27 protein-coding genes and 1 tRNA gene are annotated in these 25,301 nt (G+C 57.4%); 9 read left to right on the top strand and 19 right to left on the bottom strand.

Annotation, left to right across the window (positions count from 1 at the left end; genetic code table 11):
- On the bottom strand, window positions 1-1,249 hold a 1,249-nt coding region (locus tag AC1DM5_RS06250), incomplete at its 3' end, for a DUF5054 domain-containing protein (RefSeq protein WP_477974756.1).
- A 604-nt stretch (window positions 1,250-1,853) separates the two neighbouring features.
- Window positions 1,854-2,039 (bottom strand): hypothetical protein, encoded by a 186-nt coding sequence (locus tag AC1DM5_RS06245; RefSeq protein ID WP_477974754.1) that lies wholly within the window; start codon window positions 2,037-2,039, stop codon window positions 1,854-1,856.
- Between the two features lie 126 nt (window positions 2,040-2,165).
- Between AC1DM5_RS06245 and AC1DM5_RS06240 the strand changes: the two genes are divergently transcribed.
- From AC1DM5_RS06240 to AC1DM5_RS06225, 4 genes are all read left to right on the top strand, one after another.
- Complete coding sequence (locus AC1DM5_RS06240) at window positions 2,166-2,891, top strand: LuxR family transcriptional regulator (RefSeq protein WP_477974752.1); 726 nt, start codon at window positions 2,166-2,168, stop codon at window positions 2,889-2,891.
- 246 nt (window positions 2,892-3,137) lie between these two features.
- Complete coding sequence (locus AC1DM5_RS06235) at window positions 3,138-3,803, top strand: acyl-homoserine-lactone synthase (protein WP_113324525.1); 666 nt, start codon at window positions 3,138-3,140, stop codon at window positions 3,801-3,803.
- Window positions 3,800-3,991, top strand: a complete 192-nt coding sequence (locus tag AC1DM5_RS06230; RefSeq protein ID WP_007824152.1) for a hypothetical protein — start codon at window positions 3,800-3,802, stop codon at window positions 3,989-3,991. Before AC1DM5_RS06235 ends, AC1DM5_RS06230 begins: the two co-directional genes overlap by 4 nt.
- A 242-nt stretch (window positions 3,992-4,233) precedes the next feature.
- Window positions 4,234-4,476 carry a DUF2934 domain-containing protein gene (locus AC1DM5_RS06225; protein ID WP_477823309.1) on the top strand — a complete coding sequence of 81 codons (243 nt, stop codon included), beginning with the start codon at window positions 4,234-4,236 and terminating at the stop codon, window positions 4,474-4,476.
- A gap of 1 nt (window position 4,477) precedes the next feature.
- On the opposite strand, the gene AC1DM5_RS06220 is transcribed toward AC1DM5_RS06225, so the two are convergent.
- A complete protein-coding gene (locus AC1DM5_RS06220; RefSeq protein ID WP_477823308.1) occupies window positions 4,478-4,846 on the bottom strand; it encodes a response regulator in 369 nt (122 codons plus the stop codon).
- Window positions 4,847-5,038: 192 nt separating this feature from the next.
- On the opposite strand from AC1DM5_RS06220, the gene AC1DM5_RS06215 reads away from it, so the two are divergent.
- Window positions 5,039-5,114: transfer RNA gene (locus AC1DM5_RS06215), tRNA-Ile, on the top strand.
- 111 nt (window positions 5,115-5,225) lie between these two features.
- On the opposite strand, the gene AC1DM5_RS06210 is transcribed toward AC1DM5_RS06215, so the two are convergent.
- Window positions 5,226-9,764, bottom strand: a complete 4,539-nt coding sequence (locus tag AC1DM5_RS06210) for an NACHT domain-containing protein (protein WP_477974750.1) — start codon at window positions 9,762-9,764, stop codon at window positions 5,226-5,228.
- A gap of 334 nt (window positions 9,765-10,098) precedes the next feature.
- On the opposite strand from AC1DM5_RS06210, the gene AC1DM5_RS06205 reads away from it, so the two are divergent.
- Together AC1DM5_RS06205 and AC1DM5_RS06200 are read left to right on the top strand one after the other, a co-directional pair.
- Window positions 10,099-10,689 (top strand): ankyrin repeat domain-containing protein, encoded by a 591-nt coding sequence (locus AC1DM5_RS06205; protein ID WP_477820579.1) that lies wholly within the window; start codon window positions 10,099-10,101, stop codon window positions 10,687-10,689.
- Window positions 10,690-10,719: 30 nt separating this feature from the next.
- On the top strand, window positions 10,720-11,232 hold the full coding sequence (locus tag AC1DM5_RS06200; RefSeq protein WP_477820580.1) for a YHS domain-containing (seleno)protein: 513 nt from the start codon (window positions 10,720-10,722) through the stop codon (window positions 11,230-11,232).
- 15 nt (window positions 11,233-11,247) lie between these two features.
- Here the strand turns inward: AC1DM5_RS06200 and AC1DM5_RS06195 are convergent, their stop codons facing one another.
- The 5 genes from AC1DM5_RS06195 to AC1DM5_RS06175 all read right to left on the bottom strand — a co-directional run bounded on the left by AC1DM5_RS06195 (window position 11,248) and on the right by AC1DM5_RS06175 (window position 15,773).
- On the bottom strand, window positions 11,248-13,464 hold the full coding sequence (locus tag AC1DM5_RS06195) for an adenylate/guanylate cyclase domain-containing protein (RefSeq protein ID WP_477820581.1): 2,217 nt from the start codon (window positions 13,462-13,464) through the stop codon (window positions 11,248-11,250).
- A 201-nt stretch (window positions 13,465-13,665) separates the two neighbouring features.
- Entirely contained in the window at window positions 13,666-13,845 is a 180-nt protein-coding gene (locus AC1DM5_RS06190) for a hypothetical protein (protein ID WP_477820582.1), read from the bottom strand.
- A 61-nt stretch (window positions 13,846-13,906) separates the two neighbouring features.
- Window positions 13,907-15,250, bottom strand: a complete 1,344-nt coding sequence (locus AC1DM5_RS06185) for an O-antigen ligase family protein (RefSeq protein ID WP_477820583.1) — start codon at window positions 15,248-15,250, stop codon at window positions 13,907-13,909.
- Entirely contained in the window at window positions 15,244-15,477 is a 234-nt protein-coding gene (locus AC1DM5_RS06180) for a hypothetical protein (protein WP_477820584.1), read from the bottom strand. The genes AC1DM5_RS06185 and AC1DM5_RS06180 overlap by 7 nt, the downstream gene beginning before the upstream one ends.
- Window positions 15,474-15,773 carry a hypothetical protein gene (locus tag AC1DM5_RS06175; protein ID WP_477820585.1) on the bottom strand — a complete coding sequence of 100 codons (300 nt, stop codon included), beginning with the start codon at window positions 15,771-15,773 and terminating at the stop codon, window positions 15,474-15,476. Before AC1DM5_RS06175 ends, AC1DM5_RS06180 begins: the two co-directional genes overlap by 4 nt.
- A 227-nt stretch (window positions 15,774-16,000) precedes the next feature.
- On the opposite strand from AC1DM5_RS06175, the gene AC1DM5_RS06170 reads away from it, so the two are divergent.
- Complete coding sequence (locus tag AC1DM5_RS06170; RefSeq protein ID WP_477820586.1) at window positions 16,001-16,744, top strand: SIMPL domain-containing protein; 744 nt, start codon at window positions 16,001-16,003, stop codon at window positions 16,742-16,744.
- A gap of 114 nt (window positions 16,745-16,858) precedes the next feature.
- On the opposite strand, the gene AC1DM5_RS06165 is transcribed toward AC1DM5_RS06170, so the two are convergent.
- The 8 genes from AC1DM5_RS06165 to AC1DM5_RS06130 all read right to left on the bottom strand — a co-directional run bounded on the left by AC1DM5_RS06165 (window position 16,859) and on the right by AC1DM5_RS06130 (window position 22,483).
- Window positions 16,859-17,242, bottom strand: a complete 384-nt coding sequence (locus AC1DM5_RS06165) for a hypothetical protein (protein WP_037099852.1) — start codon at window positions 17,240-17,242, stop codon at window positions 16,859-16,861.
- A gap of 151 nt (window positions 17,243-17,393) precedes the next feature.
- Complete coding sequence (locus AC1DM5_RS06160; protein WP_477820587.1) at window positions 17,394-17,699, bottom strand: hypothetical protein; 306 nt, start codon at window positions 17,697-17,699, stop codon at window positions 17,394-17,396.
- A gap of 122 nt (window positions 17,700-17,821) precedes the next feature.
- The gene (locus AC1DM5_RS06155) at window positions 17,822-18,244 is read right to left on the bottom strand and encodes a secondary thiamine-phosphate synthase enzyme YjbQ (protein WP_477820588.1); all 423 of its coding nucleotides are present in this window, start codon (window positions 18,242-18,244) and stop codon (window positions 17,822-17,824) included.
- Between the two features lie 74 nt (window positions 18,245-18,318).
- Window positions 18,319-18,672 carry a DUF1428 family protein gene (locus AC1DM5_RS06150; protein ID WP_037099860.1) on the bottom strand — a complete coding sequence of 118 codons (354 nt, stop codon included), beginning with the start codon at window positions 18,670-18,672 and terminating at the stop codon, window positions 18,319-18,321.
- Window positions 18,673-18,778: 106 nt separating this feature from the next.
- Complete coding sequence (locus tag AC1DM5_RS06145; RefSeq protein WP_477820589.1) at window positions 18,779-20,002, bottom strand: MFS transporter; 1,224 nt, start codon at window positions 20,000-20,002, stop codon at window positions 18,779-18,781.
- A gap of 123 nt (window positions 20,003-20,125) precedes the next feature.
- The gene (locus AC1DM5_RS06140) at window positions 20,126-20,782 is read right to left on the bottom strand and encodes a hypothetical protein (protein ID WP_477974748.1); all 657 of its coding nucleotides are present in this window, start codon (window positions 20,780-20,782) and stop codon (window positions 20,126-20,128) included.
- Window positions 20,783-20,922: 140 nt separating this feature from the next.
- Window positions 20,923-21,321 carry a DUF427 domain-containing protein gene (locus tag AC1DM5_RS06135; protein WP_007824207.1) on the bottom strand — a complete coding sequence of 133 codons (399 nt, stop codon included), beginning with the start codon at window positions 21,319-21,321 and terminating at the stop codon, window positions 20,923-20,925.
- A 226-nt stretch (window positions 21,322-21,547) separates the two neighbouring features.
- Complete coding sequence (locus tag AC1DM5_RS06130) at window positions 21,548-22,483, bottom strand: phytanoyl-CoA dioxygenase family protein (protein ID WP_477820591.1); 936 nt, start codon at window positions 22,481-22,483, stop codon at window positions 21,548-21,550.
- A gap of 135 nt (window positions 22,484-22,618) precedes the next feature.
- Between AC1DM5_RS06130 and AC1DM5_RS06125 the strand changes: the two genes are divergently transcribed.
- Window positions 22,619-23,482 carry a helix-turn-helix domain-containing protein gene (locus AC1DM5_RS06125; RefSeq protein ID WP_477820592.1) on the top strand — a complete coding sequence of 288 codons (864 nt, stop codon included), beginning with the start codon at window positions 22,619-22,621 and terminating at the stop codon, window positions 23,480-23,482.
- Here AC1DM5_RS06125 and AC1DM5_RS06120 read toward each other — a convergent pair.
- Together AC1DM5_RS06120 and AC1DM5_RS06115 are read right to left on the bottom strand one after the other, a co-directional pair.
- Window positions 23,479-24,366: a DMT family transporter gene (locus tag AC1DM5_RS06120; protein ID WP_477820593.1), complete on the bottom strand. Its 888-nt coding sequence runs from the start codon at window positions 24,364-24,366 to the stop codon at window positions 23,479-23,481. The genes AC1DM5_RS06125 and AC1DM5_RS06120 overlap by 4 nt on opposite strands.
- A 72-nt stretch (window positions 24,367-24,438) precedes the next feature.
- Window positions 24,439-25,239: an AraC family transcriptional regulator gene (locus tag AC1DM5_RS06115; RefSeq protein ID WP_477820594.1), complete on the bottom strand. Its 801-nt coding sequence runs from the start codon at window positions 25,237-25,239 to the stop codon at window positions 24,439-24,441.
- Between the last annotated feature and the right edge of the window lie 62 nt (window positions 25,240-25,301).

The following is a 25,301-nucleotide window of genomic DNA, read 5'->3' as shown; positions in this document are numbered from 1 at the left end:
TCCGACGCCCTTGCGGCGATGTAAGCGCCATGACATCGCCCGTCACCTCATCAAGCTCAATCGACCAACCGCCGGCACTCAGGCGGGTCTCCCGGCTCGTCCTGCCGACGAGCGCCGGCGCGAAGAGCTCTGCGAGCACCACCTGCGCCTGCTGCTGATCGTCAGCATCGAGTTCGGCGACGGCCTGATCGATATAGCCGCGCTGCTCGTCCCATGACGCCTCGGTATAGGCGAAACGGTAATCCGTTTTGCGCGCGGCGTTGAAATCGGCTTTTGCCCAAGCCTTGTCGTCGCGCAGATAGGATTTGATGTCCACCCCGCACGTATGCTCCGCCACCATGGCGAGCCCGCGGCCGAAGGCGAGCCTGCGCGCATTGAGCCCCTCGCCCGCAAAGCGGTCATAGAGCCGCTGCAGGGCTAGAAATTTCGCCGTCTTCAAGGGATCGGTGGCGCTGCCATGGACCCAGCTATCGCCCAACTCCAGCTCCAGCACCGGGAAACGCTCGCGCTTTTCCCAGAGGATCGCGCCATAATCCTCCAGCGTCGCCGCGCGGATGACCGCGTCAGGTTCCAGGCGGCGCATATCGCGATAGGCTTCCGCCGTCTGCGGCACGCTCTGCGGGCCGATATTGTCCTGCGTATGCGCAAAGCTCAGCCCGTCGTCGAAACCTTCGGGGAAATAGGTCTCGCCGTACGAGCGCTGATACATGACGACGACTTCGGCACCATCAGGCGCGCGCCAGCGGAAGATGTCAGGCACGTCGGGCGGCGGTGAAGCCGTGTTGACGCCGAGATGCAGGAAGCGGATGCCGGCCTCGGCAAGCAACGGCACCATACCGAGTGTGTGGCCGGGAACGTCGGTCATCTTCGCCGCTATCGTCTGCTTGCCGAAACGGCGGTCGAGCTCCTGCGAATAGGAAAGACCCGCGCGGAACAGGTCTGGCGACATGAGCTCCGTATGCGTGGTGAAAGGCAGCCCATGCCAGCAGATGAGCCCGCGTTCGATCGCCTGCTCCAGTGCTGCGACCTCGGCAGGCGAGCGCGAATTCAGATGATCCCAGATCAGCCAGGCGCCTGTCGTCCAGATGAACTTCGGCTCTTCAGGGTTTTCGGCATAGAAATGCGCACCGGTCTCGATCGCCTGCGGAATGAAGCGCTCGTGATATTGACGGCGGACCTTCTCGGCATGGTCGGTGAAACCGATATCGAGATGGGTCTTGAAGACCAGGTGAACGCGCTTTTCCGTCATCTGCATTCCGCTAGATCAGTCCTGCCGTCGTCAAGCAGCTCTCATGAGACGCAACGCAAATGATTTTGCGTTCGACACGCAATCCCGATGCCCTCCCAATATGGCACAATGGCATTTTGTGTAATCGTTTCCACAAAGACCTTTGCGCTTTGTGGTAACGATCCGTCAAGCATATTTGCTTGAGTAGCCCCGAATATGCTGGATATTTCATCGAGCCGGACTTTGCCCATCTTGCTTCCAGCAGGCAACGCAAATTAAGTGGCTACAAAATGTGAAAACGTGTTCATACGCCATTAACCTGACTGACCAAGGCGTTGCACTCGCGATACACCTGTCATCTTGCTGCCTTACACGACATAGCCCGGACCTCTTGCCAATGGCCTCCATGATCGAAATCACCGTCCATGTCCCACGTTCCGATCAGGCGAGCGAATCCCTTACCCTGCGAGAATCCGCTGGGAGATTTCAACACGGCCATATCCGGGCGGGCCGCTTTTCTGGCAGTTGCGCGGCGTCAAAATGGCGCGGCGACCTGTCCGGCACGCACTCGTCGATCCCGTCTGCATGAAAGAAATGCGTGACTGATGTAACGATAAAGGAGCGATTATTTCTCTTCGCAGAGCGTCCGGTGAACCTCTGTCCAGAACAAGGCAAGCAACGTATCGCCGTTGCGTTCGGCGACGAGCGCGCGGATCAGCGCCTCGGAGCCAGCCATGTCCTGCCAGCTCGATCTCAGCCCTTTGGYTGCCTGATGGCACTCGGCGATATCGAATGTTCTCTTGCTATCCATCTGGAGCCTCCCCGAAAAAGGCGCTAACAGACGGATCTGGAAAAGTCATTCCCCGCATATGTGGGGATGCCTTGTATTTTTGACATTCCTCGCGGTAGGATTGAACGGTTTGAGACAGGCGGCACGATGACGGAAAATAGTTATTCCCAAAAGTTCGAAACCGTTTTCGAACAGATCAAGGCTGCGATCAATGTCGATGCTTCCATCCGCATTTTCCAGGCGGAGTATGCCGTTGACTATGTCACCTATCACCTCGCCCAGACCATTGCGGCAAAGATCGATGCCCCTTTTGTGYGCACCACCTATCCGGATGCCTGGGTGTCGCGCTATCTGCTCAACAGCTATGTGAAGGTCGATCCGATCGTCAAACAGGGCTTCGAGCGCCAGCTGCCCTTCGACTGGAGCGAAGTGGAGCCGACACCGGAAGCCTATGCGATGCTCGTCGACGCCCAGAAGCACGGGATCGGCGGCAACGGCTATTCGATCCCCGTTGCCGACAAGGCGCAGCGCCGCGCGCTGCTTTCGATCAATGCCCGCATTCCGCTCGATGATTGGACCGCCATGGTCAAGCTCTATCGCAATGAGTGGATCGAGATCGCCCATGTCATTCATCGGAAGGCCATCTATGAGCTTCACGGTGAGAATGACCCGGTGCCGGCGCTTTCCCCGCGCGAAATCGAATGTCTACATTGGACGGCACTCGGCAAGGACTATAAGGACATCGCCGTCATCCTCGGCATTTCCGAGCATACGACCCGCGATTACCTGAAAACCGCCCGCTTCAAGCTCGGCTGCGCCACCATTTCCGCTGCCGCCTCGCGGGCCGTACAGCTGCGCATCATCAACCCCTAGAACTTCCTGACCAGATTGGAGCCTTCTGCTGGCTAAACGTCGGACGTACCGGAAGGTATGCCCTTCTCCATCAGTTTATGCCCTGGCGAGAGCCTGCTCCGCAGAATGCTTTGAGCTGACCAGACGCGGCTCGAGCCTACCCCCCCATATGCGGGGGCTCATCTGTAGGCACCCATATGAGGGAATTTCCGATCCCGCCGTCCTGAACCATTCTGCCCTCACGAACCCAACACGCTGGAGGGAAAAATGTTCGTTATCATTCAGGCACATGAGTATCAGAAATACGCTTTCATACTCGACCAGATGTTCCGCCTGCGCAAGAAAGTCTTTGCGGACACCCTTGGCTGGAACGTTCCGGTAATCGGCCCCTTCGAGCGCGACAGCTATGACTCGCTCTGCCCGGCCTATCTCGTCTGGTGCGACGAAACCCGCACCCGCCTTTATGGCGGCATGCGCTTGATGCCGACGACCGGACCGACCCTCCTCTACGACGTCTTCCGCGCAACCTTCCCGCAGGCAGCCAATCTCGTCGCCCCCGGCATCTGGGAAGGCACTCGCATGTGCATCGACGAGGAAGCAATCGCCGACGATTTCCCCGATGTCGATGCCGGCCGCGCCTTCTCCATGCTGCTGCTGGCGCTCTGCGAATGCGCCCTCGATCACGGCATCCACACCATGATCTCCAACTACGAACCCCACCTGAAACGCGTCTACAAGCGCGCCGGCGCCGAGGTCGATGAACTCGGCCGCGCCGACGGCTACGGCAAATATCCGGTCTGCTGCGGCGCCTTCGAAGTTTCCGAACGCGTGCTGGACAGGATGCGTGCATCCCTCGGCATCGATACCCCCCTCTACACCCGCTACGTCCCGACGCGCTCCGTCGTGACGCAATTCCTGGAGATGGCAGCATGAACCGCTTGAGTGAAACCACCGTACAAAAAGATATCGGTGCGTTGGAACGACATATCCTCGCATCCCGCGATATCGCCACGCAGATGGGAGACCCCTTCCTCTCCTATCTCCTCTCGATGGCCCTCTTCACGATCTATGAGAAGAAGGCGCATCAGGAAAACGACCTGCTGAAGAGCAGCTACAACTAAGCAATTCCAGCAAAAGTGCGCAGCGGTTTTGCGTCCGGAATTGCGTGAAAACAAAGAGGTAGAGCATTTCCGTGACTCGAAGAAAAATGGAAATGCTCTAACGGCTCCCCCGGGGGCCAGCGGCCGGGCTTGAAGCAGACCTCCCCTTCAGGCTCGGCTGCGCCTCCCGATCTCAGGCGCCTCACCGAAACATTCGGCTCCCGGCCGGTTTTACGATGATCGAAAAACCAAGGGAGATAGCCATGACGGACCGGAATGAGGACCGCGTGCGCGAGCGCGCCTACGCAATCTGGGAAGTGCAAGGCAGGCTGGATGGCGAAGATTTGCGTCATTGGAGCGATGCCGAAGCCGAACTGCGTGGCGAAACCACAAAGGCCAATGAACAGGCTCGCAAGCAGATCGAAGAAACCGAAGCCGCGACTGGGGCAACGGGCGCCCCTCCCGCCGCCGTCGATGGCGAGCCCAGATTGATCGCTCTGGCCTGAGCTACCGCGTCATGGAAGCGATCGCCGAGATCAAGGCCTCGTGCTGATAGGGTTTCGGCAGGAAAGCCGTGTTGGCCGGCAGCGACAAGGGATCGAGCCGCACCAGGCCCGAGGTGATGATGATGCCGATATTCGGCCGCATCGCCCTCACCCGCTTGGCGAGCTGTATGCCGTCCATGGAACCGGCCATGTTGACGTCGGTGAAGAGGACATCGACATCGTTGCGGGTCTTCAGAAGCACCATTGCCTCATCCGCGCTCCCAGCCTCGAGCGCCACGTGCCCCACCTCTTCGAGCACATCCAGAATATTGAACCTGATCAGCGGCTCATCTTCGACGATGAGCACCACGGCACCCTGGGAAGCCACCATTCTACGATTGCCCTCTTCAGATCTAGTCTGACAGGAGTAAATGTAGCCCGCGTGTGAAGGTTCCAGAGGGCAAACCGGAAATATGCATCATCCACAGATGCTTGCGCTCATGGCTTGTGACTGTACCGGATTTGCGTTAAGCGGACAAAAGCCGCGGGAGCCATTGCCCCGGCTGACCRCACCATGGGTGCCGGGCCTGTAGCTCAATGGTTAGAGCCGGCGGCTCATAACCGCTTGGTTGGGGGTTCGAGTCCCTCCGGGCCCACCATTTATTTCTAGCCTTTTGTTTTGTTTTTTTCCGGGATAAATCCCGCACTGGTAGTCAAGTGCGGAGCAACCTCGGTCTCAAGCGTGACAGGCGCATTTAGTTTGAGCGTTTTTATTCTGAGCGTTTCACTTGCAATGTCGACGATCCATTCCCGGTATCACGTTTCCAAATTAATTGATTTAATCCTCTTCCATCTTTCCAGCATACACCCTCGGAACGTCGCCATGCAGCGTTATTATTATGCCCCCCGGGCCAAACGTTTCTTTCAGCAATCATAACCATAAGAAATGTGAAACTACTCCCAAGGACCTCCGAAAGGTGATCTTCCGACAGCAATACAACGGTCCCGCCGTCATCGCCCCTAAACTGTCGAAATACGATCTCTCCGTTACAATCTCGCCAGCTACCAGAACTCGTTAAATCTGGACTAAGCTGTAACTCTCGCGCAAGCCAAGGCATTGGCAGATAGTTGCTGAAACCTTCAGGTAGGGAAGCATCCAGATGCCGCTCCCACTGATAACTAGCTATCAGAGAAGCATATGGAGTTCCGGCAGGCAAACGCCAGCTGTCATAGCGCCATTTGTCCTGCGGCCAGGACGAGCGCCATGGAGACTCGTATAGAAAAGCGGCATCTGTTATTTCCGGCGCGGGCCAATGATGAAGATCAATTTCATTTTTTTCCATAAAAGTCTCAGCGATAACTCTCGCGTCGGTAGATTTTACCTTCGCTGTTGCTAGGAACCGAAACTCCTGCATTCGGAGGCCATGCTCCGCCTTCTGTTCGACCGAATACTTGTCAGTAACGGATTGATGTTCGTAAGCTACCAACCATCGTTTTCCAGCTCCATCCGTTCGGAATGGCATCTGCTTTAGAGCAGTCGCTGGGTCCCGCTCAAATGGCCAACGGGACAACTGCCATTCGTCAACAGTTGAAAGCTCTATGATCGGGGCAGTGGCCCACGAGTTAGTGACGATTGACACCGGCTCAACCATGTCATTACGCTCAAGGATAGTGGGATCAATGTCCCGCTCGAATCCGATATCGATAGATTGCTGATATCTCTGTGGAAGGTTCTCAAATTCTCCTTCCATCCAATAGTTATCTGAGAGCCTGCTCAGAAGCTCATCCAGGGCTAGCCATTGGTATTTTTTCCCAATCCGCTCAATCACAGGGCGATCGCGGGAATACATTCCTCTCCCGCTACTATCGGTTGGGAAGCGTTTTTCTGTCCAACCATAGTCGTAAGCTCGTTTCCCGACCCATCTTTTGAGAGCTGCTTGGCTAAACTTTGCGACATCGGCCTTATCTCCCTCAACCCTGTAAAGGCCTGGCGCCGCATCTATCGCAAAACGCTCTATTTCATCCGCCGACAATAGTTGTAAAAGTTCACGTTCCGCAGAGGCGACGTCGGCCTGCCACCGCGAGACGTCCTCCTCACTAGGTGGTGTGGGCTCGCCACCAAAGCTCACTATTTTGATGCCATACCAGTAAGGATTGGCGTTACGCTCCAACCGCTCGAAAGCAACTATCCTTTTCGGATCACTTCCAACGACCTCCCTTTCAAAACTATGTAGCCTCTGTCGCGCGGATAGCGAAACTACACTTTTCAAGGGGATTTTTAAGAAACGGCGAGTTCTTGAGTCGATCTCGTATTGGGCAAAATCAGACATTGAAGATGTAGTGGAAGACTTGATTTTCTTATCGCCTGCCTTTTCTGCTAGCTCATCAAGTTGTTTCTCGGTTATTGTCAGTCTTGGTTTTGGCGATTTGAATGGCGGTTGGCAGGAAATCAAATCCACCGAATCCGGCAACGCAGAATGGGACGCCGCCAACTCAATTAAGCCCTGAGCGTAATCCCGGAGCAGGATGCCGTAGGGCGGGCTGCCGCCTTCAAATATATTTTTGTAAATTGCATCGGCGTATTCTCGCAACTTCTCTTTTTCGGGGTGTCTGCAACATTCACCGAAGGCTGCAGCAAGCAATCTCTCAAGAATATAGAGATCGTCTGTCTTCGCGAAGCGCTCCAAGAGAGTCACGAAGATATCCTTATTCACCGAGAATAGATTGGAGAGCGCCTTTGTAGCTTTATCGCGTATTGGCCTGTTCGATGCCGTAAAAAGCCAACACAAGGTAAGAGCTGCAAGGAACTGGTTTTGACGGTTCGTGTGCGGAGCCTGCCCGCCGAGGCACCATTCGATCAACAAGCCGACGCCGGAGTCCGCGTCTCCCGTTTGACTATTGAGCCAGAGAGTCCAGGTGGCATCACGGTGCGGCAGTTTCCGTTTTTCGAGATTCCGATGCAACATTTCAGCGTTCCATGGATGATCTGCCGAAACAGCAACTTGAATAAGCACGTCCAATGGGTTCTGGTCGCAGTCACTGAGCGCGTTGAGTAATTCCACGCTACGGTCGRAAAACGCAGACCTGTCTCTCCATTTGACGCTTTCGGTGAATGCTTCGGTTACGCTCCAATCCTGCCACCACTTGTCAAAGCCGCCAGGAAGACAGTCGACTAACTCTTTTTCAAATTTCTCCGGCAATACAATGGAGAGTGCATCAACCAACCCGCGCCATTCCCAAGCAATATAGTCCTTTGACTCGTGGACGCAGAAGCCAAGAGGTCCGTTAGGCTCGAACGCCTCAGAGATATCTACGACCTTTTCTACGGCTTTCTCGGCCATCAAAAAATCTTGGAAGCGCTGAAAACTAAACCTCACTACATCCGCATCGGCAAATATATCGCCTTCAGAAAGGGGATTAGGGTCTTTACGAAGCAAGCCATAGCGCAGAAATAGGGACAACCATTCCGTCTCTGACTTTGGTTGGGTCCCTCCGAACTCAAAGGCTATTAAACTGCGGCATGCATCCAAATCTAGAAAATCTCTTTGTTCAGACAGCATTTGGGCGGCAATTTGCTGCGCCGTTCTACCAAGCTTCGACGCAAGGGGGATTGCGGAACTCTCATTAGCTTGGATGTTTTTGCCCATACTTTCGAGGTAATATTTTAGGATTTTTTTTGTTCCCGTGAGCCCCGGGGGGAATTCTGATTTGCAATCCCATTCTAGGGAAACGCAGACGGAGCGCAAAAAGAGCGGATTTACGAATTCTGGAGCCAACCAAGGAGTGCTCGGCCGCGCAATCCCACGCTTGTCCAGATAAACACGAGCGGCTTCCAGTTGCTCTTCTGGAGATTCAAAGCCACGAATATCAAAGATTGGAAGCTGACCTACCGCGCCCTCCGGGACCGCAGCGTCGAAATATTCAGTTCGGCACGCGATTACACAGCACACAGTCTTGTAGCTGCGTATTTTATGAATAAATGCTGCAATGTTGCTTCGCCAAAATCGGCTGCCGACGCCCTCGTTTATCGCGTCGATCAATAGCAAGGAGCGGGAACCGTTTGCTTTGCCCGCAGCATCGAGTGCACCAAGTAGCTGATCTGAAGTTCTGCCAGGAAGCCCGAGTTGATTGCTGATTTGTGTCCACAAGTCGGCATCATTTAAGCGCTGCCCAAGTAATAGAAGCGCAGGTTGGCCTTTTTTCAGCGCGTCGGCTGCACATTGAGCTAGAAGGTGACTTTTCCCGGCACCCGCATTGCCCCGGACAAACGCGACTCGTCGACATTCTGCCGTCATATATTCAGATCGGACGAGGTCTCCAAGCTCAGCTGCGGCCGAGTGGAGTTTTTCGATTTCGTCAATACATCTGCGGAGATCGTCTCTCTCCGGAGCCTTATCGGCCAACGTCCGGGAATGAGCCCAATACCATTCCTGCAACTTATTCGCGGAAGTTTCCAGCGCCTCTATTCGCTTGATCCAATCGTCTGAATCCCAATCCTGATCGGGGGGCGAACAAAAATCTAGCTCGATTGCGAGCAGGTTTGTGTACGCAGTCCGTATTACCGTAATAAGATCACTATTCGGTTGAGCTGATAGTGATTTAATTCTGTCTTCTTTGAGCCAAGACTTCCTGATTGCTCCAACAGCGACATAGAGTTTCGCTCGAATGTCTTCACTTCTCGTGATTGTTGAAAAGAGATTTTGTATTCTTACGTTCACATGGTCTTCTGGATGATACCGCTCATCGAGCGAAATAATTGACTCATCAAGCTTTTGACGAAACCATGCCAGGGACAGCGGGATATCACCGAAAAAGAATTCTCGAAGCCCTTCCGTTCCGCTTGCTAAAAGTCGCAGAAGTAATTCGCTCTTTGACCACATTTCGAATTGGAGGTCAGGTATGCCTTGAGCAGCGGCAGCCTTTCTCCATTTCTCCTTATGTCCTTCCCAGTGCTCCCACCCAGACTTTCCTTTCCTCTTGGTGCCGGTTTTATCCGTGAGATCACAAGGCAAACCAACAATATATTTTTCCAGGTCAGGGTGCGTCCTGATTGCTTGAGAAACTGACTTCTCTATTTGAACCCAATCAACATCCCCGGCGCGAAGAAAATATTTCGCTTGGTATCCGACTTTTTTACCGTTTGGTTGAGTCCAATACGCTTCCACACCGCCATCACCACCCGCACCTTCAACCCGCCGAAAGCGGGAGCCTTCGGGAAACTGTTCGCGGCGCGCCAATTGACATAAAAATTCCTCAAAAGAAGCCCGCTGCCCTTCGTCAAAGGCATTGATCTTGGAAAAATCATACATGATTCACGCTGTGGTTGGAGCAATTCAAGGTGCGCAATTCAAAGCGACATCGATCCAAAAGTCCAGTGAGTCGGGGGATCTACGAAGTCGGTAACCTTTCTGAAATCCAAGCCTTTCCGTGCGTGGCAAACGTGACGGGAAAGATGACCATTTGCCGCCCATAAAATTCAGACTCATTGTCTCAAGTAAACGAACGTTTCTGGGACAGAAGGACTAACGGCTTTGGTCGAACTGGTAGGATACCGTCGCCATTCATTGCCGCCCCCTCATATTCATGATAGCTTAATTACGCTTTCGCGCTTGTAAGCCAGTAATGGCAAGACGGGGGTGCGCGATGAATGTCTTTTGGATCAGCTTCATCTGTTTCGGCCTTGGGATTTCCGCAGCGTCCGCGGGCCCACTGCACGATGCCGCGCGCGAAGGCAATGTCGAGCGCGTCAAACAGCTTGCCGATCAGGGAGCAAACCTCGCTGAACTGGATGATACGGGCGAACCGGCGCTGCTGATTGCGGCCCTCTCCGGCAAGGCCGATGTCGTCACCCTTCTTCTTGATCGCGGCTGCGACATTGAAATCCGCAATAAGGGCGGGCTGACGGCCCTGCATGCGGCAGCCTATGGCGGTCACCTCGATATCGTGGAGCTGCTGGTGGCCAAGGGTGCCTCCGTCAACGATCACAAGAATTTCTACAGCATGACGCCGCTGCATGCGGCAGCCGAGGAAGGCCATGCGGATGTCATCGCTTTCCTGCTCGCGCAGAAGGCCGATATCGAGCCGAAGGAAAGAAATGGCTACACGCCGGTGACCCAGGCCGGATGGCGATCGCACTGGGACGCCGTCACTCTATTGTTGAAAGCGGGCGCCGCCTGTCAGGGAGCGGACCTCACGGGTCAGTGGCTCTATGACGAATGCACGAAGCGAAAATGAACGTGCGCGCCTGAAAACGGGAGCATTGAAATGTCTCACTGGAATGGATTTGTGAAGGCTGCAGCTATAGGTGGCCTTGCCGTCCTGCTGCTGGCAAACGAGGCCACAGCGGAAGACTTCATCAATACGGGCTATTTCGGGGATGTGGCGATCAAGGGCTATGACCCGGTCGCCTATTTCACGGATGATAAAGCCGTGGAAGGGTCGCCGCAATATTCCCATCACTGGCTGGGCGCGACCTGGTATTTCGCCAGCGCCGAGCATCGTGACATGTTCGTCAAGGATCCCGGCAAATATGCCCCGCAATATGGCGGCTACTGCGCCGATGGCGTGTCCTTCGGGACGGTCACCACCAATATCGATCCGAATGCCTGGCGGATCATCGAAGGCAAGCTCTATATCAGCTATGATCCGGGTGCCGCCGACGGACTAGTGAAGAACCCGACAAAGGTGGTCGACTCCCAGAAGCACTGGTCGGAAGTGCAGAACATCCTGATATCGGAGAAGGCACAGAAAGACTGGCAGCATCCCTCTGCCCAGTAGCTGATCAATCACCAGTCAGCCCTCGATCGAAAAGAATTTCAGCGCCTGTGGCGTGACATGTACATATGTCGCGCCGGGCTCCTCGGGGGTGCGATTGCGATAGACGTTGCCGCAGACCATTCTATCGAGAAAATAGCCCGCGAATTTCTCGCAGAGCCAGTCTCCCCTGATCTCGACTGTGCCGGTAATATTCGTGTTGGCGCTGCGATAGGCGGTATTGCCGGCTTTGTCGAAGAACTGGACGAATTGCGTGCCGTTGCGATGTTTACCGGTCCAGGTCTTGTCGCTGATGAGATCGCGCAACTGCTCGCCGGTGACCTGATCGGCCTGCGCGCCCTGAAATCCAAAGGGCCATTCCGGAATTCCCGCTTTCTGCAGCCTGCTCAAATGCAGGTTCAGATCCTCCTTGCGCCAGTAGTCGTAGAGATAGCTGTAATAGGTCAGATTGCTTTCGGGAAAGAGCGCTAGCAGCTTCGTCTTCTCCTGCAGGCTGCGTTTCTTATCGCCGTCCTCGATATAGGCTGCAGTCAGGAATTCGCGCGCAGCCTCCGCATTGGGAAGCGCGTCGCGGGCCGCCTCCATCAGCGAGATCGCCCGGTCGTCATCACCAACGATGTAGAAGACGATACCCGCAAGCAATTGAAAGCCGGGCGACGGCGAAGGATCGAAGCGCAGCGCCTTTTCAATTTCGGTAGTCGCCTGGTCATGATTGCCGATATGAGCGAGCACGAGGGCCAGATTGCCATTGGCTTCAGCATCGCTCGGCTGCGCCTGCACGGCACGGTTCGCCGATATCAGCGCCTCCGTCTGGCGACCGTCGACCAATTGCAGGAGGGCAAGGACCGTATGCGCCCGCGCATTGTTCGGATCGATCTTCAATGCCTGCCCTGCCGCGTCATAGGCGATCTTGCGGGCAACAGCGGCCGACCAGAGGATATTGTAGTCGTTGCGCCAGACATCGACGGCGATGCGCGCGATACCCGCATGCGCATCGGCAAAATTCGGATCGAGGTCGATCGCCTTCTGATAATAGGACAGCGCCTCACGATAGGTCGCCACATCCCCATAGGTGAGACCCGCCTGCTCGGCGCGCATATAATAGTCGTAGGCCTCGAGATTCTCCGTGGGGATCTGCGCCAGTTGCGTGCGCTCGCCCTCGCTGAGTCTGATGGCAAGTGCTGCGATGATCTTGCTGATGACATCATCCTGGACTGCGAAAAGGTCGGCATATTCGCGGTCGTAGCGTTCGGCCCAGATTGAAAGCCCGGTCAGCGCGTCGATCAGTTTGACATTGATGCGCAATCGCGAGCCCGCGCGCTGCAGCGTGCCTTCAAGGACATAATGAACGCCGAGCTCGGCCGCCACATCCTGTATCTTGCCGCTATTGTCGCGCACGGCGAAGACGGAATGGCGCGCGATGACAAAGAGCCCGGAGACTTTCGACAGTTCCGTAATCAGATCATCGGTCAGGCCTTCGGCAAGATGATCGTGCTCGACGTCGCCGCTGACATTGATGAATGGCAACACGGCAACGGAGGGCTTGTCCGGCAAAGGATAGGCAAAGCGCTGGGTCAACGATGGGTTTTCGAGCAGCGCCCATGGTTGCCACCACAGCGCCGCTCCTGCCAGAATGAGCAGGATGGCAACACCAGCCATTGCCGCGATTCGCCGGCGGCCGAGATATTCTCGCAGATTGCTGAACTTTTTGGCTGCCGCCGGATCGAACACGACGCGGTAGACGCGCACGGGCTCGGGGATGCTTTTGACCCTTTGCTCGCCAAGCGAAACGAAACCGACATCGAGCTTCGATTTCACCTGGTCGTAGGCTGGCCCGGAGATCGCGATCCCGCCGGGCTCGGCGAGCACCTGCATACGGTCGGCGAGATTGACGCCATCACCGTGAATGTCGTTCCCCTCGACGATGATGTCACCCAGATTGATGCCGATGCGGAAATCCAGGCGAAAATCGGCCGGAATCTCCGCATTGTGCTTCGCCTTCAGCTTCTGCACGTCCACCGCGCAGCGCATGGCTTCGACCACACTGTGAAATTCGACCAGCAGCCCGTCGCCCATGGTTTTGACCAGCCGCCCGCTATGCTCGGCTATCAGGGGCTCGACAACCTCCCTCATGTCTGCCTGGAAACGCAGACGCGTCCCCTCCTCATCGACCTGGCTTAAACGGCCATAGCCCACGACATCGGCGATCAGGACGGCTGCAAGGCGGCGCTCCATGTCAGTCTCTTCCCCCGAAAGGACGACAGCGCGGCATCTTACAGCACCGCTATGGCCGATACCATCGCGGCCATTGACCGGATCTCGGATGCCTTAGGCTGACCGCGATCCCTTCCATGTCATATCACTGTCATATTCTGCATAGGTGGCATGCCAAAATGCCCATTGCCGCGCCACGTTGCGCAAATTATATGCTGCCGGCTAACAAAAATAAGAAAAAGCGAGCTTGCTATGCACTTGATTTTCAAACGCCGCAAAAGCGGCCTTATACGACGGATCGTTAACAGCTTCGATTCTGCCCAGCAGCGCTATCGTGATGCGCGCGAGGCAAGGAAGACCGCGATCCATCCTTCGTTTCTGGACGATTTCGGTATCTGACAACGCGGGCGCTCCAGCCTAGGAGCGCTCGGCAACCCCTTTTGGGCTGGGTTCCATCACCCTCTCAGGCAACCTTCTGATCCCGAGATACCATGCCGGTATTCTGCCTGATCTCTCCCTTCTTCAACATGATCCCGCAGGCAAACGCGACGGCGGAGAACACGAAGAAGAACGATTCGCCGATTGCCAGCCGGTTGTTGGAGTTGGACAGGATCGTTCCAAGGAAGAATAGCGTCACCATGCTATAGGCGAGTAGCGCGCTGAGGCTGATCAGCTTAGCTCTCCACGCAGCTAAAACGCGGCTGTACATGGCCGTTGCCAATATGGCGAAAACGATAATGCCGAACAGCCCGTGACGGACAAGCATTTCGAAATAGCCGTTATGGAGCAGCGTATAGGGCACGCTGGCATAGGTGGTCGAGTTCCAGAGCGTCAGCCAGTGGTTGCCGGCACCAAAGAGAGGCGCCTGCGCAATCACTTCCGAAGCATTCGCCCAGAGCTGCAGCCGCTCGCTCATCGACTCCGGCGTATCTTTTGACGCGATCGCAGCAGCGACAGCATTCCATGTGCCATGCGCAGAGATTTCGGTCTCGATCCGTGCGGTGGCCTCATAGGTCGGACCGGCAAACCTCCAGATATCATCGCCGCCGACAAAAAGCGCTGCTGCGATGAGAGCGACGATAACAGCCCCTACCAAGGCGGCCCGGCGTCTATTTGCGTAAAGCAGCAGCGAGGCCAGCATGAGCGGCCCGACGAGGACGAGGCTCAGCCAGACGCCTTTCGCCTTGGAGCCATAAATATTGAAAAGGCAGAGCGCGATGATGAGTGTCGCGACGGCAATAATCCAGCTGCCGGAACGGCGCGCAAGCTTGCCGGTCTCCCAGGCGTGCAACAGCCAGTAGAAGGCGCCGATCATCAGGAAGCCGCAGCCGATTGCGCCATGGATCAGGTTGTTATGGAAGAGCGGCGAAATACGGTCATCGCCTGCAAGAATCAGCCGGTAGTCGGTGGAGATCAGCAGGGCGGCAAGTGCGATCGGGAAATAGATCGCAAAGACCGTTTCGACATGTTTCCGGCTGGAATAAAGCGCGATGCCAACAGCCGGGAAAAACAGCGGAAAGGCGTAGAGCCAGTCGGACGCGCCCTTTTCACCGTCGACGATCAGGCCGAAGAGGAAGCGCAGCAGCGCGTAGGCGCCCCAGACAAGGCAGGCATTGGCCAGCCAGTCTCGCTTCAGCAGACTAAAATTCGGCTTGCACCAGATAAAGGTCGTCCCGATCAGCAACAGGGCCGCATAGCGATAGCTATCGCTTTCCAGAATGGGAGCCGAAATCAGCAGCAGCCATAGGATGACGAGGACGGGCTTGAGGCGGGGGGGCGTGGCAATCGGCTCTTCGCTCGCTACCATAGAGAATATTGCACCCTTCTAGCATAATCGGCGGCGCGAAGCAGATGCGTGACCGAGCGGCGTATTCCCTTGAATTTCTGCCGTCTGTAGTCGAGCTTCGTTGCAATCGCCGTTTCGTGGCTGTTCGGCCCTAGCTCTATCAGATTGTTCTCGACCGTAAAGGTATTAACCTCGGTCGACCACCCGCGTTCTAATGCCACATCGAAGGGATAGACCATGACGGTCATCGTCCTCCCTGCGGCCCGTGGATGCAGCGGCCGGTGGCATCGCCGAATTTCGTCGTCGCCTTCTGCAGGATGCCTTTGGACTGGTGGTTGAGCAACTTGACCAGTTCCGCTTTCGGAACCGCGGCAAGCGCAGCCTCTACACGTTCCATCAGATCGGGCTGCGGTTCCACGTCATCTTCCATGATGATCGCTGCATCATTGCTGACGTCGAGCGCCAGCGAATTGGCCTTCCGCGAAAGCCCTTCCCATCGAGCAATGGAGCGGTTCAGGTTGATGACATAGGCACCGATTTTCATAAAAGCGAAACTTCAGCATGAGACAGAAATGCGGCTCTTTATAAGTCGGGGCTTAACTGCGGGCAACATCCACGTCCAGATTACCTACCATGCGTTGATTGCCCCCTACACCCTTTAGTCGAAAGCAATCATCATGATAAAGCAATTCTCATATCGATTCCTGCCGCAATAGCTTCACAATCCACAGACACAAAGCTCGCAGGGACGCAAACAGCCGAGGAACAAACATGGCGCCGAACTACACCAAGACTGCCCTTCTGACAGCCTTTCTGAGCCTGCCGCTCGCGGCATCCGCGCCGCTTCTGGCGCAGGAGAATCGGCCGCGCGAAGCGGTCATCAACGTATCAGGAGAAGGCGAATCGGCATTGGCTCCCGATATGGCCGTCGTCAATCTCGCAGTGGTCAAACAGGCAAAGACAGCCCGCGAAGCGCTCGACGAAAACAACAAGGCGATGAACGAGGTGCTGGCCGCGCTCAAAAAGAGCGGCATTGCCGATCGCGATCTGCAGACCTCGGGCTTCTCGATCCAGCCGCAGTACAATTACCCGCAGCCGGTTGATAACCAGCCGCAGCCACCGCAATTGATCGGCTACCAGACCAGCAATTCGGTCACCGTTCGCGTCCGCGACCTGTCCAAACTGGGCGAGATCATCGACCAGTCCGTCACTCTCGGCATCAATCAGGGCGGCGATATCCAGTTCACCAACGACAAGCCCGAAGCAGCCTTGGAGGCAGCCCGCAAGAACGCTGTCGCCAACGCGATCAAGAAGGCGAAGACACTGAGCGAAGCCGCCGGCGTGAAAGTCGGTCGCATCATCGAGATCAGCGAGAATGTCGTGCGCCCGATGCCGCAGCCGGTCTACCGCGCCGCGATGATGAAGGAAGCCTCCGATGCCGCCGCCGTTCCGGTCCAGGGCGGCGAGAACAGCTACAATGTCACTGTCAGCGTGACTTTCGCAATCGAGCAGTGACCCTCAACAGGGCGCTTCGGCGCCCTGCCCCGACGGGAAAGCCGTTCAAAAGAAAACCGCCCTTGCTGTCTGCAAGGGCGGTTTTTTATGCGATGGACGATCGTGCGCCTGGTATCAGCGGCGCATGAGCGGGCAACCGCGAACGTTGCCGAAGGTCATCTGGTCGGGGCCGCGGCGGCTCCAGCCCTGCACGATGACACGGCGCGGCGTGATATCGACGACGCGTGTGCGGCGCAGACCGTAATCCTCAGCGATGTTTTCCGCCATGCGCGGATCGCAACCGCCACGCGGTGGACGCCCGTAGCCCGGCGGAGGCAGAGGCGGACGGCCGTAACCCGGCGGCGGTGGCGGCGGGCGGCGCCAGTCCGGCGGGGGCGGACCACGGTCCGGTTCGCCGATAATAATATTCACCTGTGCTGCCGCCGGCGCAACGGTGCCGGCCAGCGCAGCAGCGGAAAGAAGGGCGGCAAGCCCCGCCTTCGCCAGAAACTGCATCATAAAAAGATCCTCGTGGTTGATAGCCGCGCGGGCAACTGCCGGAGCCTGTTTCGGAATCACTTACATACAGTTCCGAGAGAAAACGGGTGACGGTGTCGCGGTCAAGGCAAAACGGCCGGAGCTCAAGTTTTCCTGACTCCGGCCGAACGAATTAGCGATACATGAGCGGGCAACCGCGCACATTGGCGAAGGTCATGCGGTCCCAGCCACGGCGATCACGGCCGGCAACGACGACCCGGCGCGGCGTAATGTTGGAAATACGCACGTCGCGCAGGCCGGAATAGCGGGCCTTGCGGATGGCCTCCATCGGCGAGCAGCCGCGAACCGGCGGGCGGTGATACTGCGCCTTGACGACGAAATCCGTCTGGGGCGCGGCGAAAGCAGCGGAGCCGGCAAACGGGAGGGAACTCAGGGCGAGCAGTGCGGCAAGCGAAGCCTTGGCAAGGAAATGCGACATTGGTGTTGTCTCCTCGTGGTGTTTCCTCGATCTCCCTTTTGGGATTGTCTGGAGACTAAACGCATGAAGCTGAATGCCGCTCGAATCGCCCATTCAGTTGGCATTCACAAGGGTTAATGACCTCACGGACTCAGATGCAACACCACTTCGCGCCGGTGCGGCCGGTCACGGTGCTCGAAGAGATAAATGCCTTGCCAGGTGCCAAGGACCAATCGGCTGTTGCCGACGGGGATGCCGACCGAAACCTGAGTCAGAGCCGCCTTGATGTGGGCCGGCATATCATCCGGTCCCTCTGTCGTATGAACGACCCAACGCATTGATGGGTCGGATGTCGGCGGCACGAGGCGGCGGAAAAAGCTGTTGAGGTCCGTCTTCACGTCGGAATCGGCATTTTCCTGGATAAGCAACGAACAGGAGGTATGGCGCACGAAAACCGTCAGCAACCCCTCCTCCGTGCCGGACTGTCGCACGAAAGCTTGGGCTTGATCGGTGAATTCGTAGAGGCCCTGACCACGGGTGGAAAGCGAAAGCATCGTCTGGGGCAAGGCAGTCTCCGTCGCAGATTGTCTCTCGCGAGGTGGCGCGCCTTGCCCTCGAAGTCAATGGCACAGGTCCGGTGTTAGAGCCGCAGCAACTCCTCGAAGCCGCCATAGATCATGCGCTTGCCGTCAAATGGCATCTTCCACTTGTCGCTGGAAAGGCGCGGATCGGCCATGACCTTGGCATTGATCTCGTCGCGCTGCTGTTTGGATTTGTAGAGGATCCAGGAAAAGACCACCACCTCGTCATCCTTGGCCATCACGGCGCGTGGAAACGAGGTCAGTTCGCCATAGGGCACGTCGTTGCCGAGGCATTCGACATATTCGAGCGCGCCATATTCCTTCCAGATCGATCCGGCATAGGCGGAGAACTCCTTGTAGGCATCGACATTCTCGCGGGGGACGGCGACGATGAAACCATCAACATAGGACATTGCATTTCTCCTCTCGTGTTAACGTCCGAAGGACGTTCGACGCCGGCGGCATCCGACATTGCCGCGTCAATTAACGCCCGCGGCCTATGCGGCAAGGAGATAAGGCCTAGCCCTGAAGGGTCTTCACCTTCAGAAGGTCGGGGAAAAGCCGCGTCCACAAGAGCACGACGACGATCGTACCGAACCCGCCGACAATGCCGGCCATGACCGGGCCGACCACGCCCGCAAGCATGCCGGATTCGAATTCGCCAAGCTGGTTCGAGGTGCCGATGAAGAGCGAATTCACGGCATTGACGCGGCCGCGCATCTCATCCGGTGTCAGAAGCTGCACGAGAGAGCTTCGCACAACGACGCTGACCGTATCGGAGGCACCGATGACGAGCAGTGCGACGACGGAAAGCGCGATGTTGGTCGAGAGCGAGAACACGATGGTGGCGACACCGAAGACCGCGACCGCCGCCATCATCTTCCGGCCGACATCCGATGTGAGGGGCCGGCGGGCCAGCACGATGGACATGGCAAGCGCACCGATTGCGGGCGCCGCGCGCAGCAGGCCAAGACCCCACGGGCCGGCATGCAGGATATCGCGCGCAAACATCGGCAGCAGCGCTGTCGCGCCGCCAAGCAGCACTGCGAAGAGATCGAGCGAAATCGTGCCGAGCATCACCGGCCGGCTGCGGATGAAGGAAACGCCGGCGAAGACGGAGGTAAGTGTCACCGGCTCTCGTTTCGACGGCGTCCACTCCATGCGGATCGAAATCACATTGAAGCTCGCCACGGCAAAAAGCACAGCTGCGACCGCGAAAGGCGCAATGGGGCTGACGCCATAGAGAAGACCGCCGAGCGACGGGCCAATGATCAGCGCCGTCTGCATCAGCGAGGTCGAAGTGGCAACAGCTCTCTGCAGCATCGAGGCCGGCACAATATTGGGCAGGAGAGCCGCCATGGTGGGCCGCTCGAACGCGACGACGGCGCCCATGATGGTGACCGCGACCAGAATTCCTACCGGCGAAAGCCATTGCTGCCAGGTCGCGACCGCCAGCACCAGTGCAGTGATCGCCTCGATCAGCTGGCAGACGAGCCCGATCCGGCGGCGATCGAACCGGTCGGCGACGTGACCGACGACAAAGGTCAGCACGGCCATCGGCAGGAACTGGCAGAAACCGACGAGGGCGAGCGCGAAGGCGCTGTGTGTCTGATCATAGATCATCCACCCCATGGCGATACCCACGGCCTGGAAGGAAAGCGAGGAGAAGACGCGGGAGGCGGCGAAGTTCAGATAGCCGGGATGGCGCAGAACGCTATCCCGCTCTTTCACTGGTATGTCCATTGTTCAGTCACCGGCCTGCGGCCAAGCCACAGGCACATATAGGAATCTTATAAGAACGGAACGGTGTTCTGCTTGAAAATTATTTATGTCAACCGGAATAAGCCCCGGCGCGCAATTGCCGCATCAATGTGGGGGAGGACAGCAGCCGACCATCTGGCACGCGGCAGTATGGAGTTGGTCACGCATATCGAGCAACCACATGGTCTCTTCCATGACATCAAGGATTGCCGTACGTAAACCCGGATCGACAAGCGCGAGTAGCTCGTTCTGCGAACTGCCTATGGTCGCCGTGCCACTGAGAAGCTTCCTCATCTGCTCGACAGAGGGAGCGGTGGAAATCTCGACCCTATCCAGAATGTCCGGAGACGGAATGCCCATCCAGGCAAGTGCGGAAGCAACGAGCACTTTGGAAAGCGCCCGGCATAGAGGACAGGACAATTCCTCAGATGTATTGACGATCTTCCGCTTGAAACAGGCGATCGTCGCCCGGACCTTGCTGTTGACGGCTGCAAACATGCCGACAGCGATCCTGCGGGCAGCGTCGACAGGTCTCAATATGTAGACCCTTTGTCGGCTCCGAAGTGATGTGGCGGCACTATTTTCCTCATTGAAACCCTGAACGAGGAAATCGCCCCTTCCCGCCAGTATTTCCAGAAGGATCAGAACGTATCCGTCACTGCGAGAAATATCGAATTCAAGATTGAAAGAACCATCGCCGATGCTCTCTACGATCCGGATATCCAATACTTCGGAGCGAAGCTCCACCTGATCCAGTTTCATGAAGCCCCCGGTCTGCAGTATCCTCGCGCGCGGCAAAGATACTGCAACCTGAGAGGGATTCATATTAACCTAATACGCTTACGCATCCGGCGTCATTTTGAACCCGGTGCGTAGATCATAAGTGGAAGTCAAGTTATCCCTTAGAACTGCCCTGCTTCGGGCGACGACAGCTCTTCGATGGAATCGACCCTATCAGGGTAAAAGGCCATATAGCCCTTGATGTTGGCAACGGCGGGATTGGGCGTCTCATACGTCCAGATCGCATTCTTCGAACGCTCACCGCCAACAGGAATGCTGTAGTAGGAGGCGTCCCCCTTATAGGGGCAATGGCTCTCGTGGTCGGTGCGCTCCAGCAGCGACATGTCCACATCCTTGCGTGGAATATACTGCACCGGCGGATAGGAAGCCTCGCGAAGCGTCAGCGCATCATGCGTATCGGCAATCACGCGGCCACCCAGCTTGACGACGATACGGGAGGGATTGTGTTCGACGGTGATCGGATGGTCCGGCCCGGGAATCTTGATCGGCTTGCCTGACATGGATGTCATCTCCGGATTGATATCTCTCCGAAAGAGATAGGGTACGCAAACGACCATCCCAAGGGGTCAGCAACTGCCTTCTCGTTCTCGGTGGATTTCATAAGCCCGCAGATGTGGATGAGGGACAGCATCGGCGGCTTCGTGCCAGACCGCGCAATCATATCGCCGATGATGATGAAAGAGCCGCGGAGGCGTTCACCTCCGCGGCTTGTGATCTACTATCCGCTTACCAGCGGTCGATGCCGAGCAGCTTGCGGCCGAGCGGCGTCAGCTCGGCGGTCTTGGCATTGTGCTTTTCCCATTCGCGCGGATCGCCGGGGAAGGCATCGCGCTTCGGATGGTCGAGCTCCCGCCATAGGCGGATACGCTCCTCGCGCTCTTCGGCATTGTCGTATTCGGCCGGGTGCATGGAGATATATTGTGCCATGCGCACGCGGTTCTCCGCATGGTTCGGGCGAACGCCATGGGCGAGCAGAGAGTTGAAGATCATCAGATCGCCCGGCTCCATGTCGATATTGACAGTCGAAAGGCCGTTCATGTCGGGATGCATTGGATCACGATCCTCAGGCTGCGTCTTCACCCATTCGTCGAAATGCTCGAAGAGATAGGGCACGCACTGGAAGCCGCCGACGTCACCGTCCTGCTTCTTGAGGCTCAGCACGGCCTGCACGCCGATCGGCAGCGGGCGGATGGACGTATCGACATCCCAATGAATGAAGCCGTTCGGATTGCCCTTGACCTTCTTCGGCGGGTTGAGATTGGCGCGGTCGATCGTCACCCACAGGTCCTCGCGGTCCCAGATATCCACGAAGACATCATAGACGCGCTTTTCCATGCGGTTATCCCACATCGCCTGGTGATTGTAGATCTCCAGCATGCCGGTATTGTTGAGCTCTTTCATCTTGTGCTCGCGGCGCTGCGGCGCATACCAGGTGGAAGAATCGTTCGGATCCTTCTCGTCAAAACGCCAGAGCACCTCCGCAAGCCGCTCGACATTGGCTGCAGGAACGGCCTGGCGAACGATCACATAGCCCTTCGTCGTCCAGTGCTGCCAGTCCGCCTCCGAGAGCACGCGTAGCGGCAGTCTCTTCTTGATGTCCTTGAGCTGGGTGGTGACCGACGAGGCCGTCGGATGAGCGTCGCGTTTCGCTGCCAGTTGCATGAGATCCTCCCATCGTTTGATCCATCCCTGTGGTTTCAGGCAATAAGGAGAGTGTAGTGCACGGGCGCCAGCCATGTTGTGCCAGCTTGGCAAATTATGATACTATTCTGGCGTTAACAGTCTGAAAGGCGCCCGATGAGGCCTTATTTAGAGATATTGCCGCGGCATGCCGACAGCTCCTGGAGCATGCTGAACCGGCGGCTGGATGACGCGATCCCGTTCCAGTGGCACCATCATCCCGAGTTCGAGCTGACGCTAACGCTGAATTCCATCGGCCAGCGTTTCATCGGCGATCATACCGGCGAATATGGCGATGGCGACCTCGTGCTGGTCGGCCCCAACCTGCCGCACACCTGGGTATCGCGGGCGAAATACGACGAGGCAAACCCGCATATTGCCCTCGTGCTCTGGTTCCATCCGGACTGGATACAGAAGATGACATCGGGAGCCGTGGAGCTTCGCCCGGTCGAAGCAATGCTTGCCCGAGCAGATCGCGGCCTGCACTTCTCGAAGGAGGCAGCCGAAGCCGTCCGCAACGATATCGAGGCGATCTTCGCAAAGCCGCCTGCCGAACGGCTGCTCTCGCTCTTCGACATTCTCGGCTCCATCGCCGGCGACCGGCAGGCATCTGCGCTGGCCAGCGCACCCGGCCAAAGCCGGGAATTGCAGGAGAGCCGTGAACGCATTGATCGGGTACTCACCCACCTGCATCTGCACTATGCCCGCACGATCGCGCTGGAAGAGCTCGCCGATATAGCCGCACTCAGCGTCTCCGGCCTGCACCGGCTCTTCCGCCGCCACACCGGCACCACCGTCTCCGACTATCTGATCCGCATGCGCATCGGTGATGCTTGCGCCCGCCTTTCGGCCACTGTCCAGCCCGTCGGCCATATCGCCGATGCTGTTGGCTATAGTTCGCTTGCCAATTTCAACAGGCAGTTCCGGGCGCAGACCGGAATGACGCCTCGGGAATACCGCAACGTCTTCCGCCGCGCTTAAACCTTGGCCGTTCGCCGCAAGCTGGCAAGGCCAAGCCCGATAACGGCTGCGAGCACGCAGGCGATGCCAAAGATCTGGTTGAGGCCGATCGCCTCCCCCAGAACAAGGAAAGCGAAGATGACTGCCGATACCGGCGCGACGGCTGTAAAGAGAGAGGCCTCCGCGCCACTGACGCGCTCCGCTCCCGCATACCAGAGCACGAAGCCGCCGACCGTCGGCACCAGCGCGTAGTAGATCACCGCAACGACGGCGGACTGCACGCCGATGCCGATATCATGATGCTCGAACAGAGCCGGTACTGCTGCGACCACGAAACCAATTGCCGTCATCAACGCTGACTGCGTCAGCGGCGGAATGGCCGTACCAAGCCGCTTGTTCAACAAAATGAACAGCCCTTCGCAGATGACGGCCCCGAAAATCATGATATCACCGACAAGAGCGCCATGACCGGCCGCTGGCGAAAAGGCGATGGAAAAGACACCTGCAGCCGCAAGCCCGATCGCCAGCAGCAGGAAACGATGCGGCCTCTCGCCAAGCAGGAAGATGGAGATCGCCGCGGAGACGACAGGTAGCGTGCCGATGATGACGCCGGCATTGGCCGCCGATGTCAGCGACAGGCCTGAGATCAGCAAGGTCGTGTAGCCGACGCTCCCGGCCCCCGCCTGTGTGAGGAGGATCAGCCAGTCCCGCCCGGAGAGACGCGGCAGCCGCGATCCCGTCCAGCGCATGAGGAAAAGGAAGAAGGGAAAGGCCACGGCAAAGCGTAGCGCCGTCGCCGTAAAAGGCGGCAGGCCCGAGGCAATGACCTTGCTGGCGATGACAGTGCTGCCAACCGTCACCATCGCCAGCGTGAGATAGATATAACCCTGAAATTCCCTGCTCATCTGCGGCTCCCTTCGAGATGGAGCAAACAAACAGGTTGGGCAGCGCTGGGTCTTGAACGAAATTGCAGGAGATCAGGAATGGCCCCGCGCATAAGCGCCGGGCGTCAGGCCATAGCGGGAAACGAAGGCGCGTGTCATATGGCTCTGGTCGGCAAAGCCGCTTTCGGCTGCGGCCTCCGCCAGCGACGCACCACCGGCGATCAGCCGCCGGGCAAGATGCACGCGAGCCTGAACGAGATAGGCATGCGGCGTAAAACCCGTCGCCCGCGCAAAGGCGCGCAGCACCTGAAACCGGCTGAGGCCGCTCTCCCCTGCCAGATCGGAAAGTGAAATCTCGGCCGCCGGATCGTCATCGATCATGCTGCGGGCATGAACAATGGAATGCAGTGCCGTCGCCGGCTCCTCCCGCATCGCCGTTTCCCGCAGGGCATCGGCAATGACCGACAGAAGCAGCTCCTCGCAGCGCATCCGTTCCTCGTTGCCAGCAACAGCGGAAAACAGCGCGCGAAACCGTTCGGCGAGCAACCTGTCGTGAATGACGGGGCGCGGAATTTCCGAGCGGCTGATCCCGCCTTGTGCAACCTCGCGCGCGATGCCGTCCATTACGGCAGGATCAAAATAGAGAATGCTCCATGAGCGCGCCTCGCCGATCGGCGTCCCGTCATGAACCTCATTCGGATTGACGGTGATGAGATCGCCGGCCTCCGCCTCGACCATGCCGCGTCCGCTCAGCGATTTCTGCGCACCGGAAAAGATGAGGCCAATGCCGAACTGCTCATGCGTATGGCGCGCGAAACGATGGCCTGATGTCGCCACCACTGCTTCAACGCCGGGCACGGACGAGCGCAGCATCCTGAACTGGCTGGTGGCCATGGCAATCTCCTTCGCACCCGACTTTGCCAGCCGGTAGCAAGCCGGGCAAGCGCTGAAGCAAC

Source organism: Rhizobium sp. 01T437 (genome assembly GCF_056398505.1).
This window is presented reverse-complemented; position numbering and strand designations above follow the sequence as displayed.